Source organism: Mesorhizobium sp. W067 (assembly GCF_054719525.1).
Genome location: NZ_JBTTII010000001.1, coordinates 5,820,386 through 5,835,830, shown reverse-complemented (window position 1 = coordinate 5,835,830; position 15,445 = coordinate 5,820,386). Strand labels below are relative to the sequence as shown.

14 protein-coding genes are annotated in these 15,445 nt (G+C 62.2%); 6 read left to right on the top strand and 8 right to left on the bottom strand.

The genetic code is table 11. The features are described from left to right. Window positions 1-219: 219 nt before the first annotated feature. Window positions 220-2,073 (top strand): AsmA family protein, encoded by a 1,854-nt coding sequence (locus ACYG97_RS28335; RefSeq protein ID WP_023732361.1) that lies wholly within the window; start codon window positions 220-222, stop codon window positions 2,071-2,073. A 42-nt stretch (window positions 2,074-2,115) separates the two neighbouring features. On the opposite strand, the gene ACYG97_RS28330 is transcribed toward ACYG97_RS28335, so the two are convergent. From ACYG97_RS28330 to ACYG97_RS28300, 7 genes are all read right to left on the bottom strand, one after another. Next, complete coding sequence (locus ACYG97_RS28330; RefSeq protein WP_023689320.1) at window positions 2,116-2,934, bottom strand: ABC transporter permease; 819 nt, start codon at window positions 2,932-2,934, stop codon at window positions 2,116-2,118. Continuing rightward, window positions 2,931-3,896, bottom strand: a complete 966-nt coding sequence (locus tag ACYG97_RS28325; protein WP_031199416.1) for an ABC transporter permease subunit — start codon at window positions 3,894-3,896, stop codon at window positions 2,931-2,933. Before ACYG97_RS28325 ends, ACYG97_RS28330 begins: the two co-directional genes overlap by 4 nt. A 9-nt stretch (window positions 3,897-3,905) precedes the next feature. After that, window positions 3,906-5,045 (bottom strand): ABC transporter ATP-binding protein, encoded by a 1,140-nt coding sequence (locus ACYG97_RS28320; RefSeq protein WP_023697298.1) that lies wholly within the window; start codon window positions 5,043-5,045, stop codon window positions 3,906-3,908. Between the two features lie 83 nt (window positions 5,046-5,128). Continuing rightward, on the bottom strand, window positions 5,129-6,226 hold the full coding sequence (locus tag ACYG97_RS28315; RefSeq protein WP_023689323.1) for a polyamine ABC transporter substrate-binding protein: 1,098 nt from the start codon (window positions 6,224-6,226) through the stop codon (window positions 5,129-5,131). 426 nt (window positions 6,227-6,652) lie between these two features. Further along, the gene (locus ACYG97_RS28310; RefSeq protein WP_023689324.1) at window positions 6,653-7,606 is read right to left on the bottom strand and encodes a DMT family transporter; all 954 of its coding nucleotides are present in this window, start codon (window positions 7,604-7,606) and stop codon (window positions 6,653-6,655) included. A gap of 160 nt (window positions 7,607-7,766) precedes the next feature. Beyond that, complete coding sequence (locus tag ACYG97_RS28305) at window positions 7,767-8,666, bottom strand: DUF2167 domain-containing protein (RefSeq protein WP_031261879.1); 900 nt, start codon at window positions 8,664-8,666, stop codon at window positions 7,767-7,769. A gap of 150 nt (window positions 8,667-8,816) precedes the next feature. Further along, window positions 8,817-10,244, bottom strand: a complete 1,428-nt coding sequence (locus tag ACYG97_RS28300; protein WP_023681875.1) for a helix-turn-helix domain-containing protein — start codon at window positions 10,242-10,244, stop codon at window positions 8,817-8,819. 249 nt (window positions 10,245-10,493) lie between these two features. Here ACYG97_RS28300 and aceA point away from each other — a divergent pair, with 249 nt between their 5' ends. The 3 genes from aceA to ACYG97_RS28285 all read left to right on the top strand — a co-directional run bounded on the left by aceA (window position 10,494) and on the right by ACYG97_RS28285 (window position 12,816). Beyond that, a complete protein-coding gene (aceA, locus tag ACYG97_RS28295) occupies window positions 10,494-11,783 on the top strand; it encodes an isocitrate lyase (RefSeq protein ID WP_023689327.1) in 1,290 nt (429 codons plus the stop codon). A gap of 52 nt (window positions 11,784-11,835) precedes the next feature. Next, window positions 11,836-12,078: an SMc00767 family acetate metabolism repressor gene (locus ACYG97_RS28290; protein WP_023669318.1), complete on the top strand. Its 243-nt coding sequence runs from the start codon at window positions 11,836-11,838 to the stop codon at window positions 12,076-12,078. A 276-nt stretch (window positions 12,079-12,354) separates the two neighbouring features. Next, window positions 12,355-12,816, top strand: coding sequence for a response regulator (locus tag ACYG97_RS28285; protein WP_023669317.1), 462 nt, complete (start codon window positions 12,355-12,357; stop codon window positions 12,814-12,816). 30 nt (window positions 12,817-12,846) lie between these two features. Here the strand turns inward: ACYG97_RS28285 and ACYG97_RS28280 are convergent, their stop codons facing one another. Continuing rightward, entirely contained in the window at window positions 12,847-13,548 is a 702-nt protein-coding gene (locus ACYG97_RS28280) for an HAD family hydrolase (RefSeq protein ID WP_031199286.1), read from the bottom strand. A gap of 88 nt (window positions 13,549-13,636) precedes the next feature. On the opposite strand from ACYG97_RS28280, the gene ACYG97_RS28275 reads away from it, so the two are divergent. Then, window positions 13,637-14,461: a class I SAM-dependent methyltransferase gene (locus tag ACYG97_RS28275; RefSeq protein WP_023711778.1), complete on the top strand. Its 825-nt coding sequence runs from the start codon at window positions 13,637-13,639 to the stop codon at window positions 14,459-14,461. A gap of 29 nt (window positions 14,462-14,490) precedes the next feature. Next, on the top strand, window positions 14,491-15,432 hold the full coding sequence (locus ACYG97_RS28270) for an ATP-grasp fold amidoligase family protein (protein ID WP_156937152.1): 942 nt from the start codon (window positions 14,491-14,493) through the stop codon (window positions 15,430-15,432). Window positions 15,433-15,445 lie beyond the last annotated feature (13 nt).

Below are 15,445 nucleotides of genomic sequence, written 5' to 3'. Positions count from 1 at the left end.
GTAGCAGGCTGAAGCTGCATCGCTTATGCCTACCACCGTGCGGCAGAGCAAGATTTTGTTCCGCTAAAACTCGGCCATATGTTCGCAATTGCCATCGCCGGGCCATAAAGACTTGAAATGCCTCAGCCCTAAGTCGTAGTGACGACTGGAAGGCGTGGTGACAACTGACGGTTACACCCGTCAGGCGATTTTTATCGGAATGAAAGCAACCGGGGCAATATGCCATCACCTTTGATCCGGCGCGGAATATGGGCGATCGGCGTTGCCGTGCTCGTCATCGCGCTGGTCGTCGCCGCTCTGCCGCTGATTGCCTCGACCCGGATCGTGCGCGATCGCATTGCCTGGGAGATGAGCGCGTGGAGCGGATTCAGGGTCACCATCGCCGGTTCGCCGCGCATCGAGGTGTGGCCGAAGTTCCGCGCCATATTGAGCGACGTCACGCTGTCGCAGTGGACCGAGACCGACGCGCCGCCGGTGATCGAGGCCGAACGGGTCGAGGTCGACCTTTCGGCCATGGCGGCGCTGCAGGGCGATGTGGTGTTTTCGACGGCGCGGCTGGTGCGGCCGACGATCCGGGTCCAGCGCGCCGCAAACGGCATATTCCTGCCCGCCATACCAACGGGCGGACGCATCACCCGCTCCATCGACACGGCGCGCAGCGTGGTCAACGCCGATCCGACGAAGCCGGATCTGAGCAAGCTGCCCGCCGATCCGTTCGGCACCGTGGAATTCAGGGACGGCCGTATGGTCGCCTCCGTCGGCGGCAAGGACGTCGAATTGCTGACCAGCCTGTCCGGCCAGGCGAGCTGGGCAGCGATGAACAGCAACGCGACCTTGTCGGCGACCGGAATCTGGCGCGGCGAGAGCGTCACCGTCGATGCCGCCTCGCCCAAGCCGCTGGTGCTGTTTGCCGGCGGCGCCGCACCGGTCACGTTTTCGTTCAAGGCAGCGCCGGCCAGCTTCTCGTTCGACGGCACGGCCAGCATGTCGCAAAACGCCTATTTCGATGGCCAGGCGAAATTCGCCGCGCCCTCGCTGCGGCGCGTGCTGGAATGGTCGCAGGCCGGCATTGCTCCTGGTACGGCGATCGGTTCGGTCTCGATTTCGAGCAAGATCACGGCGACCGCCGGCCGCGTCAAATTCGAAAACACCGCGGTGACGCTCGACAACAACCCGGGAATGGGGGCGCTGGATTTTTCGTTCGGCGACGCCTTGCCGGTGATATCAGGCACACTCGCCTTCGATACGCTCGACCTCAGGTCGCTGTTTTCGGCCTTCACGCCGCTGGCGCCGACCGGCGAGACCGGTCCCGGCGAAATCGACACCAGCTTCGCCGACCGGATCAATCTCGATCTGAGGCTGTCAGCGGCACATGCCTCGGCCGGCGCAATCCAGCTTGCCGACGTCGCCGCCACGGCGCAGGTGAAGAACGGGCTTGCCGTCTTCGATATCTCCGATGCGTCGGCCTTTGGCGGCAACGTGCAAAGCAGCCTGCGTTTCGACCGCAAACCGGAGGGCTCGCAGGTCGAGATCCGGCTGCTCGCCTCCGACATTGACGGCGCCGCTTTCGGCACCGCGGCCGGAATGACGCGGCTGGTGCCGGCCAGCACCGGCACTGTCTCGGTCATTCTCAAAGGGCCGGGCAAATCCTGGGACTCGATCTTCGAGAACGCGGACGGCTCGGTCTCTGCGACGTTCGGGCCGGGCGCGCTGAGCGGGCTCAATTTGCCGGCATTTCTGAAGCACACGGAACAGGGCGGCTTCTTCGCGCTCGACGACGTCTCGGACGGGACACTGCCGATGGACGGCGCCGAGCTCAAGGCCACCATCTCGATGGGTGTGGCAAGGCTGGACAAGGCCGAGGCCAATTCGGCGAAATACAAGGTCTGGCTGTCCGGCATCGCCTCTTACGGCGGACGCGGGCTGGCGCTGTCGGGCGGTGTCACCCAGGCCGACCCGGCAGCGGCACCGGTCAATGGCCAGCAGGGATCCAACCAGTCGTCATTCTTCGTCGGCGGCACCTGGAGCACGCCGTTCATCTCGCCGATCAGCCGCGGCGTCTCAGGCGAATAGCCGGACCCTTACCGGGACCGCCCTATCCCTCGTTTGACGCAATCAACCGCGCTGCGCGGCCTGTTCGTCGAGCTGGCGCTGCACCTCACGCCGCTTGTTGGCGACCGAAGCGATGATGACGCCTACCGCCACGACGGCGATCAGGATGGTGCAGGCGGCGTTGATTTCCGGCGTCACGCCGAGACGCACCTGGCTGTAGATCTTCATCGGCAGCGTGGTGGCGCCAGGCCCGGAGGTGAAGGAGGCGATGACCAGGTCGTCAAGCGACAGGGTGAAGGCCAGCATCCAGCCGGAGACGATGGCCGGCATGATGACCGGCAGCGTGATCTGAAAGAAGGTCTTTACCGGCGTTGCGCCGAGGTCCAAGGCAGCTTCTTCCAGCGAACGATCGAACGACACCAGGCGCGACTGCACGACGACAGCCACGAAGCACATGGTCAAGGTGATGTGAGCAAGCGTCACGGTCAGGAAGCCACGGTCGAGACCGACGGCAACGAACAGCAGCAACAGCGACAGGCCGGTGATGACTTCCGGCATGACCAGCGGCGCAAACACCATGCCGGAAAACAGGATGCGGCCGCGGAAGCGGGTGTAGCGGGTCAAGGTCAGTGCCGCCAGCGTGCCGAGCACGGTTGCCACAGTGGCGGAGATGAGAGCCACACGCGCGGTCACCCAGGTGGCGTCCATCAGCCCCTGATTGTGGAACAGCGAGGCATACCATTTGGTCGAGAAGCCGCCCCAGACGGTGACCAGCTTCGACTCGTTGAAGGAGAAGATGACGAGCAGCACGATGGGCAGATAGAGGAAGGCAAAGCCCAGCACGACCGAGGTGACGTTGAAGCGGCTCCAGCTGGTGTTCATTTGTCTTGCTCCTGGGCGCGCGCCTGGGCTCGCTGGAATAGCATGATCGGCACGATCAGCAGCAATAGCAGGATCACCGCCACCGACGACGATACCGGCCAGTCGCGGTTGCTGTTGAATTCGTTCCAGAGCGTCTTGCCGATCATCAGCGTCTGCGATCCGCCGAGCAGGTCGGGAATGACGAACTCGCCGACCGCGGGAATGAACACCAACAGGCAGCCGGCAATGACACCGGGCAGCGACAGCGGGAAGGTGATTTTCCAGAAGGCTGATGTCGGCGGGCAGCCGAGATCCTTGGCCGCCTCGATCAGCGAATAATCCATTTTTTCCAGCGAGGAATAGAGCGGCAGCACCATGAATGGCAGGTAGGAATAGACGATGCCGATGAAGATCGCATAGTAGGTGTTGAGAATGATCAAGCGTTCGTCGATGATGCCGGTGGCGAGCAGCAGCTGGTTGAGCAGGCCTTCAGGTTTGAGGATGCCAATCCAGGCGTAGACGCGGATCAGGAACGACGTCCAAAACGGCAGGATCACCAGCATCATCAAGGTCGGGCGGATCGTTGCCGGCGCACGCGCCATGCCATAGGCGATCGGGTAGCCGACGAGCAGCGTAAGGACCGTCGATATCGCGGCGATGATGACGCTGGTCACATAGGCTTTGAAGTAAAGCGCGTCTTGCGCCAGCAAGGTATAATTGTCGAAGTTGAGTTCGCGGAAGCCGGCGAAGAAACCGGACATGCCGTCCCTGAAATCGAGCACGGGCGTGTAGGGAGGCATGGCGATCGCCGTCTGCGACAGCGAGATCTTGAAAACGATGATGAACGGGATGAGGAAGAAGAACAGCAGCCAGAGATAGGGCACGATGATGACGAGCCGGCTGACGAAGCCGGCGCCGAGCCGTGTCAGAAACGGTTTGGCCGCTGTCGATGGGCCGGTGCCGGTGATGGCGATGTTGGACATGCCCGCCCCCTACCGCGTCAGCACGACGCCGGCATCCGGCCGGAAGGAGACCCAGGCGCGGTCGTTCCAGGTCAGCGGGTCCTCGGTGACTCGCGCCGCGTTGAGCGCGCTTGCCCTGATGATCTGGCCGTCATCCAGCCGGATGTGGTAGACGGTCATGTCGCCGAGATAGGCAACGTCGTAGACCTCGCCCTCAAGCGCATTGACTGCGTCGGCCGGTTTCTTCGACGACACCTTGATCTTCTCCGGCCTGATGGCGAAGACGATGTCGGAACCGGCCTTTGTATCGGTGCTGTTTTCGACGACGATCTGGGCCCCTGTCGCGCCGGTAATGCGCGTGGTGTTTGCCGCACGCTCGGCGACCTTGCCTTCGAACATGTTCACATTGCCGACGAAGTGGGCAACGAAGCGTGAGCTCGGCGCCTCATAGACTTCCGCCGGCGTCGCCACCTGCATCACCTCGCCCTTGTCGATGATGGCGATGCGGTCGGCCATGGTCATCGCCTCTTCCTGGTCGTGGGTGACGACGACGAAGGTAAGGCCGAGATTTTGCTGCAGGTCCATCAGCTCGAACTGCGTTTCCTCGCGCAGCTTCTTGTCGAGCGCGCCGAGCGGCTCATCGAGCAGCAAGACTTTTGGCCGCTTGGCAACCGAGCGGGCGAGCGCGACGCGCTGGCGCTGGCCGCCCGACAATTGGTGCGGCTTGCGCTTGGCGAACTGCTCTAGCTTCACCAGCTTCAGCATCTCGGCGACGCGCTTTTCGATATCCGGTCCCGGCATGCCTTCCTGCTTGAGGCCGAAGGCAATGTTCTTTTCCACGCTCATATGCGGGAACAGCGCATAGGACTGGAACATCATGTTGACCGGGCGGCGGTAGGGCGGGATGCCGCGCAAGTCCTGGCCGTCGAGAAGGATACGGCCGGCGGTGGGCTCCTCGAAGCCGGCAAGCATCCGCAGCAACGTCGACTTTCCGCAGCCCGACGCGCCGAGCAGGGCGAAGAACTCGCGCTCGAAAATGGTCAGCGACAGATTGTTGACGGCGGTGAAGTCACCGAACTTCTTGGTGACGTTCTCGAATTGGATATATGGCTTGGCGTTCGGGTCGTTCCATGGCGCGAAATCCCTGCGGATGCTGCCAAGCGATTTCATGTCCCACTCCGTCCTATTTTTTTGCTTCTTGCCCCAGAGAAGAATGGTCCCGGCAGGTGGCTGCCGGGACCATGTCGCATTGCTTACTGGCCGGTGACGATCTTGGTCCAGCTGCGCGTGATCAGGCGCTGGGTCTTGGGATCGTAGGGCTGGACCGTATAGAGCTTTTTCAAGGTCTCGGCGTCCGGATAGACCGCCGGATCATCCAGCAGCGCCTTGTCGACGAACTGCTGCGAAGCCTTGTTGCCGTTGGCATACAGCACATAGTTGGACGACTTGGCGATCACTTCCGGCTTCATCATGTAGTTGAGAAATTCGAGTGCCTCGGCGGCATGCGGCGCATCGGCGGGAATCGCCATCTGGTCGAACCACATCTGGGCGCCTTCCTTGGGCACGGAATAGCCGATCTCGACGCCTTGCTTGGCCTCGACCGCGCGGTTGCGTGCCTGGAAGACGTCACCCGACCAGCCGACCGCCAGGCAGATGTCGCCGTTGGCGAGCGCGTTGATGTATTCGGACGAATGGAATTTGCGGATATACGGCCGCACCTTCAGCAACGTCTCCTCGGCCTTTGCGATGTCGTCAGGTGAGGTGCTGTTCGGATCGAGGCCGAGATATTTGAGCGCCGCCGGGATGATGTCGGCCGGCGAGTCCAGCACATAGACGCCGCAATCCTTCAGCTTGGCCAGGCTGTCGGGATTGAAGAAAATATCCCAGCTGTCGATCTTGTCGGTGCCGAGTGCAGCCTGCACCTTCTTGATGTTGTAGCCGATGCCGACCGTGCCCCACATGTAGTTGATCGAATATTCGTTGCCCGGATCGTATTTGGCGGTGCGCTCCGAAACCGTGTCCCACATGTTGGAAATGTTGGGCAGCTTCGACTTGTCGAGCTTCTGGAACACGCCGGCCTGGATCTGGCGGGCCAGGAAGTTGCCGCTGGGCACGACGACGTCATAGCCGCTGCCGCCGGCAAGCAGCTTGGTTTCGAGGATTTCATTGGAATCGAAGGTGTCGTAGACGACCTTGATGCCGGTCTCCTTGGTGAAGTCGTCAATGATCGAACTGTCGATGTAATCCGACCAGTTGAAGACGTTGACGACGCGATCCTCGGCATGGCCGCCGACGGCGAAAAGCGTCAGAAATGCCGAGGTTGCCGAAAGCCAGAGCGCTTTGCGGATCATGCTGTTCTCCTTTGATGAGTGTTCCTTCGCCAAGTCGTCGCTGTTCGAGCGCGATTGGGCATTTGCTTCAGAGTATTGAGCTTTCCGGGCAGCCACAAGCATGAACTGCCGGCGCCATCCGGGCGGTTCGACGAGCGGCAGATGATGGCTCTGTGTGCCCGCATGGCGGGCGCGCTGACGCCGTCAGAGGCTTTCGCCGCGGCGCGGGCAGGGATACGACGCTGTGGTCCGGTCTTGGTCCGACCGGCGGGGACACTTGGCAAGATAAGCCTGTCTTGTTGTTGCCGTGCCCCCAGCCTGCCCGTGCCGCAGCAAGGTTGTCAATGGCCCGCGCGGGGAAGCTCGGTCAATAGGGCGTGCGGCTTCGCTAATTGGGGAAAGACGGGCGTAATTAGGGAAGACGGGCTCAACCAAGGGAAAGGCGGGTCAATTAGGGGATGGCAGGCCGGTGGTCCCCGGCCGTGCAGGTCTCGCCTGGCGCTTGAATTCAAGCGCGATATGGACGAGCAGCGCGGCGACCACCACCGCGCCGCCGATGATGGTGCGCACCGAGGGCACCTCGCCATGAACGAGCCAGACCCAGATCGGTCCGAGGATCGGCTCGAACGTGCCGAGGAGTGCTGCGATCGCCGCCGGAACCAGCCTCGCGCCGGTGGCGAAGAAGGCAAGGCCCAGGCCGAGATTGATGACGCCGAAGGCAAACAGGAAAGCCATGTCGTGGGCCGACGTGGCAAACTGCGTGGCTTGCGATGCGGCGAAAGCCGCTGCCAGCATCGTGCCGAGGCACGTCGCCGGCGTCATGCGCACATGGGCGAAGCGCCGGGTGATGACGGTGGCAATCGAGAACATGACGGCGATCAGCAGCGACAGCCCGTCGCCGATGGGCGATACGGCGCCGTCGAGCGATTCCGACACCATGATGGCGACGCCGGCGATGACGGCGGCGATCGCCACCCAGGTCGCGACGGCGACGCGTTCGCGAAACAGCACCCAGGCAAGCAATGCCGCCAGCAGCGGCACACCGGCCTGCATCAACAGGATATTGGCAACGGTGGTGTAGGCGAGCGCGACAACGAAGCACGTCGACGCCGTGGCGAAACAGACGGCCACGGCAAGGCCGGGCAGGCCCATGTCGCGAAACAGCCGCAACATGCCGCGCCAGCCGTCGCGCCAGGCCATGAAGCAAATCAGGAACACAGCCGCCCACAGCGAGCGCCAGAACACCACCGTCCAACTGTCAGCGGTGTCGATGAAGCGGGCGATGGTGCCGCCAAAGCTCCACATCAGCGCCGACAGGAACACCAGCAGCAAGCCGACCCGCTCTTCGCGCGGCGAGACGATCGGCGATGCGGCGATTGGAGAAGATGCGGTATCGGTCATGGGGCGCGACTGTCGGCTATCTCGGGGCGGCATGATGCACAATGGACGACAGAAACGTGCCGCATTCTCTAGCGCATAGGCTACCGCCGGAGGTGATCCAGCCCGGCATTCCCTTTGGCGCACCGCCAACCGGCAGCCATACGGGCAAACACCGCCGTTTCTAGGACGTGCCCTTGTTGCCGCGGATAAAGCGCCAAAGACCGGCCAACGGTACCAGCAGCAGAATGCCGAACTTTTTCAGGGCGATGAGCGCGACCGCAATCAGGCCGGCCTTTGCCGCGAGTTTTCCGGCGATGAGGCCGCCAATGCCAACCGCGGCGACCGTGTCGGTGCCTGGCAGAAAATCGGTGTATTTCTTGCCGGTGTTGAAGTCCGCCACGCCCAGCACTTCGTCCAGGCTCTGCTTGATCTCCGGCAATTGTTCAACCGTAGCGATGTAGCTCATCACGAAGACGCCTTCCCGGCCGAGGAAACGGACGTCGTAATTGAGCGTGTGGACGGTATCGTCTCCGAACTGCAGTTCCTTGGCCCAGTGCAGCCGCTTGTGGACGAAATCATAGACCGGCGGCGAGGCCCAGCCGATCAGCTTGATCGGGGGAAAGCCGCCCTTCACCCGCTGATCGTTGGCCGACAATGTGTCCGCCTGCATGCTGCTCAGCAATTCGGTGTAGTCGATGGATGCGGCGTCGGCGTCGTCGACATGGCCGATCTTTTCATAGCGCAATTCGATGCCCCAACCGTTGCCGGCGATGGGCTCGTACTTGGCCGGGAAGATCATGCCGATTGCTTCGGACGCGGTATCAGGCGGATTGCCCCAGGCCTCGGTCAGGACGGACGTCGCGTCCTTCTTGCCCAGAAAATAGAACTTGTCCTTGAGATCGAGATGGATGCCTTCGGGAAGGTCGACCGCGCCGGTCTTTGGATCGATTTTGTCCAGGAATGCCTTGCCGTCGTCACTATACTGTTGATAGTCCTTGAAGAATTCCGAGGATTTTTCTGCCAGAACAGGCCCCGCCAAAAGGGCAAGCGCCACGCCAAGCCACAAAGCTTTCCTGTTCATAAGCCATCCCCCCCTTGGCTGCCCTGCAGCTCACCTTCGATAGCGCAGCGCCGATGCTTAATCAATATTTGGTTCGGCGACGGTTCGGGCAGCGCTCTATTGCTTAGCGCAAACAGCTGCGGTCTTCCGCGACCTCCAGCCCGAGAAGCATCACTGGAAATCGAAGGCGCTCAGGCCCGTCGCCATCTCGTCCAGGCCCAGCGGACGGGTCACCGGCGGCTCGGCGCGGGCGAGGCAGCCGATGCGTTCGCACAGCCGGCAAGCGGGACCGACCGGCGTGGCGGCGCCCTGTCCGGCCTTTGCCGGCAGCCCGGCGCCATAGACGCTCTCGTCGCGAAAGCCGATATCGCAGCCCAACAGCAGCGCGGTGCGGCGCGGGCGCTCGGAGAACGAACCCTGCGGCCCCTCGAGCGTGCGTGCGATGCAGAGGAACTCGGCGCCGTCGGGCATTTCCACCGCCTCGACCAGGATCTGGCCAGGCGAAGCGAAAGCGGCATGGACCGGCAGTTTCGGGCAGCCGCCGCCAAAGCGGCTTTGCGGAAAGCCCTGGCCGCCGGCCTTGCGGAAGCGGTTGCCGGCATTGTCGACCTCGAGCATGAAGAACGGCACTCCGGACAAGCCAGGACGCTGCAGCATGGTCAGGCGGTTCGCCGCCTGTTCGAAGGAGACGCCGAAACGCGAGCGCAGCACATCGATGTCGTAACGAGCCCGCACGGCGGCGGCATGAAAGGCCTGATAGGGCATCATCAAGGCATGGGCGGCGTAGCGGCCGAACTCGAAGCGGGCGAGCCGGCGGGCTTCGTCCGTACCGAGCTTCAGCGCCTGAATTTCGCCGGCGATCGCGACCGTCATGCGGATCAGGCAGGCCTCCATGGCGACTTCGCGCAACTGGTCGAACGGCGACAGCCGCTCCGATAGAAAAAGACGCTGCGAATGACGGTCATAACGGCGGCGCCAGTTCGGCATGGTGGCGACCGGCAGAACCTTGACGACGATGCCATACTCGCGCTTCAGCCACGCCTTCAGCGCGCCGAACAGATCGTCGCCGGGGTCGAGCATCGAGGTGAAGGCCTCGGCCTCTTCCTCCAGTGCTGCAAAATGGTTCGGCCGGCGCTCGAAAATCTCGTGCACTTCGTCGATCGGCAGCCGCGCACCGGACAGCGCCGTGGCGCGGCCCTCGCGCGCCAGAAGCTCGTTGAGATCGGACAGCCGCTCGGCCTGCTCGCGGTAAGCGCGAAACAGTTTTATCATCGCAGCCGATGCGTTGGGGGCTGCCTCGGCCAGTTCGATCAGTTCCTGGTCGCCCGGCAGCTCACCGGCAAGCAGCGGGTCGCCGAACACTTCCTTCAAGGCCGAGATCGACCCTCTCGCCTCACCCTGCAATTCATGCGGGTCGACCTTGTAGACAGAGGCCAGCTTCAGGATCAGTTGCACCGTCAGCGGCCGTTGGTTGCGCTCGATCAGGTTGAGATAGGACGGCGAGATGCCGAGCCCCTCGGCCATCGCCGTCTGGGTCAGGCCTTTGGCGATGCGGATGCGGCGGATGCGCGGCCCGGCGAATATCTTCTGGTCGGCCATCGGCTTTCCGTGACAGGAATTTACACGACTTGCGAGCGATGAACGGCGCACCATCTTTTTACAATTATGACAGACTTACAGCGGCAAGCAGTCAAACACAACACAGGTTTTCTCTTATTTTCTACCGGAAATGGCGGTTTTCCTCGCTCTCGTCGCGGCGCAATGTAAATGATGTCACACACAGACGACGCACACCATCCCAGGGCGCGGCGTTTCAAGACACTGGCATCGATTGATCTGGAGTGACCAATGACTGATTTTTACAATCTTGTCCCATCCGCGCCCGAAGGCCGCTTCGACGGCATCGAACGAGCCTATTCGCCGGACGATGTGAAGCGGCTGCGCGGGTCGGTCCAGATACGCCAGAGTCTTGCCGAAATGGGCGCCAACCGGCTGTGGAAGCTCATCCACGAGGAAGACTTCGTCAATGCACTCGGCGCCATGTCGGGCAACCAGGCGATGCAGCAGGTGCGTGCCGGGCTGAAGGCAATCTATCTCTCGGGCTGGCAGGTCGCCGCCGACGCCAACACCGCGTCGGCCATGTATCCGGACCAGTCGCTCTATCCCGCCAATGCGGCGCCCGAACTGGTCAAGCGCATCAACCGCACGCTGCAGCGCGCCGATCAGATCGAGACCTCGGAAGGCAACGGCCTGTCGGTCGACACATGGTTCGCGCCGATCGTCGCCGATGCCGAGGCCGGCTTCGGCGGACCGCTCAACGCCTTCGAGATCATGAAGGCGTTCATCGAGGCGGGCGCTGCCGGCGTCCACTATGAGGACCAGCTGGCCTCTGAGAAGAAGTGCGGCCATCTCGGCGGCAAAGTGCTGATCCCGACCGCCGCGCATATCCGCAACCTCAACGCGGCGCGTCTGGCGGCCGACGTGATGGGCACGCCGACGCTAGTCGTGGCACGCACCGATGCGGAAGCGGCAAAGCTTCTGACCTCCGACATTGACGAGCGCGACCAGCCTTTCGTCGACTACGATGCCGGCCGCACGGTTGAAGGCTTCTACCAGGTCAGGAACGGCATCGAACCGTGCATCGCGCGCGCCGTTGCCTATGCGCCGCATGCCGACCTGATCTGGTGCGAAACATCCAAGCCCGATCTGGCGCAGGCCAAGAAATTCGCCGAAGGCGTGCGCAGGCATCATCCGGGCAAGCTGCTCGCCTATAATTGCTCGCCGTCGTTCAACTGGAAGAAGAACCTCGACGACGCGACGATCGCCAAGTTCCAGCGCGAGCTCGGCGCCATGGGCTACAAGTTCCAGTTCATCACATTGGCCGGGTTCCACCAGCTCAATTTCGGCATGTTCGAGCTGGCCCGCGGCTACAAGGCGCGGCAGATGGCGGCCTATTCCGAGTTGCAGGAAGCCGAGTTCGCGGCCGAAGTCCACGGCTACACCGCGACCAAGCACCAGCGCGAGGTCGGCACCGGCTATTTCGACGCCGTGTCGATGGCAATCAGCGGCGGCCAGTCGTCGACCACCGCCATGCATGAATCGACCGAGCACGTCCAGTTCAAGCCGGCAGCGGAATGAACCGATCGACATAACCAACAGAGGAAACGCCCGAAGGGCAAGGGAGAAGAAAATGGCATCGATAAGCCGCGTCAAGGAACGTGCAGAAGAGCAGTCCACCACGATGAGTGTCGACCAACAGGCGACAATCCGCATGCTGGCCAACGACCTGCACCGGCTCAATCAATCGGTGATGAAGGCAGTGGAGGCCGGCGTCTCGGTGGAACTGGTGCGCTCGGCCCGGCATCATGGCGGCGACGGCAATTGGGGCGACCTGCTGATCCCGGTGATCGTCACGCAGAAGAGTCACGGCTGATCTTCCCTAACGGAAGCTTTGTGCTTGTGGAACCTATGGACCCCGCCGCTCACTGGCCGATTTCAACGTCACCCGCGGGTTTTCAGCGCGGGTGACTTTTGCTTTTGAGCGTAAACTTAACTACAGTTCGAAAACAGACCTTGTCTCCGGGGTTTAATATTTCCGGCTATATTTCGCAGGTCCGTCATTTCAGCTTGACATGGCGGGCGATCTCACGCCAATTGGCTCTCGGATTTCAACCCTGCATTGAAGCAGCGCCGAGTGCCCGCCCCGCCCATGTGCCCTGTGAACCGCGAGACCGACACCGCCAAACATCTGAATTCGTCAAGCAGGGACGCGAACTCCGAGATATCAACGGATTTCTCCCACGTGCTGGTCGTTGGAAAATCGCCGATCAACCGGGTGGTGGTGTCGAAGATCGTCGAGAAGTCCGGACTGAAGCCGATCTCCGAGTCGCCCGAAATGGCGGCCAAGACATTGCGAACCCTCATTCCGGGCGCCGTCGTTCTCGATGGCGGCCCCGACAACGAGGACTGCCGCGCGCTGATGGCGGCCATCGACGCCTTGCGGCGGACATCTGGGCGGTCGCTCCCCAAGGTGATCCTGCTTTCAACCAAGACCGGCACGCCCGACAGCCTGGGCCTGTCGAGCGTGGTCGATGTGGTGGTAACCAAGCCGATCACCACCGAAAGGCTGCAGCCGGTGGTCGACCGGCTGATCAGTCTCGGGCGCGGCTGATCGCAATCCGCCCGAACGCGTGCGGGGCGGTCAGCCTTCCTTGCCGATGCTCTCGATCAAAGCCGGCAGTTCGCCAAGATCGACAATCTGGCGGAAGCGCGGTGCTGCCACCGGCGGTTCGACATGTTCGAGCACCCAGGTCAGTTCGTGCGGGACGTACACACCCCAGCTGCCGGCCTCGATGGCCGGCACCACGTCCGACTTGAGCGAATTGCCGACCATCATGCTGTCCTGCGGGCTGCCGTGGCGGCCAAAGATCCTGGCATAGGTGGCGGCGCTCTTGTCGCTGACGATCTCGACGGCATCGAACAGGTCGCCAAGGCCGGACGCCGCCAGCTTGCGCTCCTGGTCGAACAGATCGCCCTTGGTGATCAGCACCAGATGGTAGGTGCCGGCGAGCTTTTCGACTGTCTCGCGCGCATGCGGCAGCGCCTCGACAGGATGGCCGAGCATGTCGCGGCCGGCGGCAAGGATTTCGGCGATCGTCGAGGCCGGCACGCGGCCCTCGGTCACTTCGATGGCCGTCTCGATCATCGACAAGGTAAAGCCCTTGATGCCGAAGCCGTAGACGGCAAGGTTGCGCTTCTCGGCCTCGAGCAGCCGTGCCGAGATGTGCTCGGCCTCGCCATGATCGGCGAGCAGGGCTGCAAAGTGCTTCTCGGTCAGGCGGAAGAACTGTTCGTTCTGCCACAGCGTGTCGTCGGCGTCGAAGCCGATGGTGGTCAGGGGCATGGTCGACTGTCCCGTTTCAAGTGAAGGCAGTGATGTAGACGTTGTCGCCGCGCACTGCTAGCTACGGCAAGGGGAATGGTGGGCAACAATGCCGGAATTGGGCGCCTGGAAGCGTGAACTGGAGCAAATTCTGAGCTCCTTGCCAGGTCGCGCTCCGACCGAACTCATAAATGCCATCCGAGATCTTGGCATCGCCATGGGACACGATACCGGCGAGGCGTTGCTTGAAACCTACCCGGAGATCCTTTCGCACCGACCGGCGCTGACCGCCGCATTCGGCAAGATGGTGCAGGCGCAAGATGCCGCCGAGATCAGGCAGATGCTGGATCAGGACCTGAGCGGTCCGGCATCGTTCAGACAGATCGCAGCGGGGAAAACAAGCATCGGCGTGCTGTCATCAAAGGATGCCTATAACCGCCTCGACGAAGTCTTCGATCATGTCGATTTCAATAATTGCCGCCGCGCTGTCATGGTCGGCTGCGGCGGGCGACCGTTCACCATGTTCCGTATTCACGACCAGACAACTGTCCCTGAGATCATCGGCCTCGACATCGTTCCCGAAGCCGTCGAAACGGCAAACAGGCTCGCCGCCAAGCTCAGCTATGCGCGCATGCGGGCCGAGCTGTGCGACGGATGCGATTATGATTACAGCGACGCTCAGGTTGTCTATGTCGCGAGCATGGTTTCGCCTAAGGCAGCTGTCGTGTCTCGTATCGCCGATACCGCGGCCGAGACTGTGCAGATCGTTTTGTGGGAGCCTGTTTCGCTAGGCAGGCTTTGGGCTGAAAATGCGGAACGCACACTTGACCCTCGGCTAGAGGTCATCGGCCGCACGAGCATCTCGCGAAACATGACCAGAGACGTGTTCGTCGCCCGACGAGACGGTTCATCTTCGACCCGGCAGCTGGGCTGATCGTGTCGGCTCTTGGAAAGAGCGATCGAGTGATCCTCGCCCTGGCGCGGGCATGGTGCCTGGTGCGCCATCCCATGATTTGCAAACGCACATTCGACCATAGCGGCATGCTGCCGGATCCGGCGAGACCGGCTTCCTATGCAGACAAGTTCCTGTGGCGAAAGCTTTTCGATCACAATCCGTTTTTCACGACAGCTTGCGACAAGCTCGCCTCGAAAACCTACGCTTTGTCCACCTGCCCCGAACTAAAGACTGCCGAGGTCCTATGGTCCGGGGAAGACGCAACAAAGATTCCGGCGGAGGTTCTTGCCGGCAATGTCATGGTGAAGGCCAATCATGGCTGCCGCTGGAACATGATGGTGCGCAACGGTGAGGTGGACAGAGCCAGGCTGCGCCGGCGTACAGCTCGCTGGATGCGCCGTCGCTACGGCAGGAAATTCGGCGAATGGGGCTACAAGTACGCCAGCAGGCGCATCCTTGTGGAAGAGATGCTCCTTCAGGACAGTCAGCCTGTCGCTTTGGAGTACAAATTCCACGTGTCCAACGGGACGACGGCCTATGTCTATGCCGCACGTCGGGATGAGCACGGCAACGAACAGAAATGTCATTTCGACCGGGACGGAACCTATGCGCCGCCACCGCCAGGCAGCGGCCCCCAGTGGGTCCGGATCGACCTGCCGGCATCCTTCCCGCGCATGCTTGCCATCGCCGAGCGGCTGACCGTGCCGTTCGATCACATGCGTTGCGATTTCTACGAAATCAACGGCGCGATCTTCTTTTCCGAATTCTCGGTCTATCCGCTATCCGGCAAAGGCATCATCAACACAAGGCTCAGGGATCTGTGCGCAGACAGCTGGGACCTCAGCCAATCCTGGTTCCTGACCGCGCCGCAAAGCGGATGGCGCAGGCTCTATGCCGGTGCCTTGCGCAGATGGCTGGATGCAAATGCGCTGCCCGGCAAGGCCGTCTGACAGAGGCCGTCCA

Excerpts from the sequence above, each read along its gene's own strand:
- ACYG97_RS28335 (WP_023732361.1), top strand. The coding sequence starts at position 220 with ATGCCATCACCTTTGATCCGGCGCGGAATATGGGCGATCGGCGTTGCC.
- ACYG97_RS28330 (WP_023689320.1), bottom strand. The coding sequence starts at position 2,934 with ATGAACACCAGCTGGAGCCGCTTCAACGTCACCTCGGTCGTGCTGGGC.
- ACYG97_RS28325 (WP_031199416.1), bottom strand. The coding sequence starts at position 3,896 with ATGTCCAACATCGCCATCACCGGCACCGGCCCATCGACAGCGGCCAAA.
- ACYG97_RS28320 (WP_023697298.1), bottom strand. The coding sequence starts at position 5,045 with ATGAAATCGCTTGGCAGCATCCGCAGGGATTTCGCGCCATGGAACGAC.
- ACYG97_RS28315 (WP_023689323.1), bottom strand. The coding sequence starts at position 6,226 with ATGATCCGCAAAGCGCTCTGGCTTTCGGCAACCTCGGCATTTCTGACG.
- ACYG97_RS28310 (WP_023689324.1), bottom strand. The coding sequence starts at position 7,606 with ATGACCGATACCGCATCTTCTCCAATCGCCGCATCGCCGATCGTCTCG.
- ACYG97_RS28305 (WP_031261879.1), bottom strand. The coding sequence starts at position 8,666 with ATGAACAGGAAAGCTTTGTGGCTTGGCGTGGCGCTTGCCCTTTTGGCG.
- ACYG97_RS28300 (WP_023681875.1), bottom strand. The coding sequence starts at position 10,244 with ATGGCCGACCAGAAGATATTCGCCGGGCCGCGCATCCGCCGCATCCGC.
- aceA (WP_023689327.1), top strand. The coding sequence starts at position 10,494 with ATGACTGATTTTTACAATCTTGTCCCATCCGCGCCCGAAGGCCGCTTC.
- ACYG97_RS28290 (WP_023669318.1), top strand. The coding sequence starts at position 11,836 with ATGGCATCGATAAGCCGCGTCAAGGAACGTGCAGAAGAGCAGTCCACC.
- ACYG97_RS28285 (WP_023669317.1), top strand. The coding sequence starts at position 12,355 with ATGTGCCCTGTGAACCGCGAGACCGACACCGCCAAACATCTGAATTCG.
- ACYG97_RS28280 (WP_031199286.1), bottom strand. The coding sequence starts at position 13,548 with ATGCCCCTGACCACCATCGGCTTCGACGCCGACGACACGCTGTGGCAG.
- ACYG97_RS28275 (WP_023711778.1), top strand. The coding sequence starts at position 13,637 with ATGCCGGAATTGGGCGCCTGGAAGCGTGAACTGGAGCAAATTCTGAGC.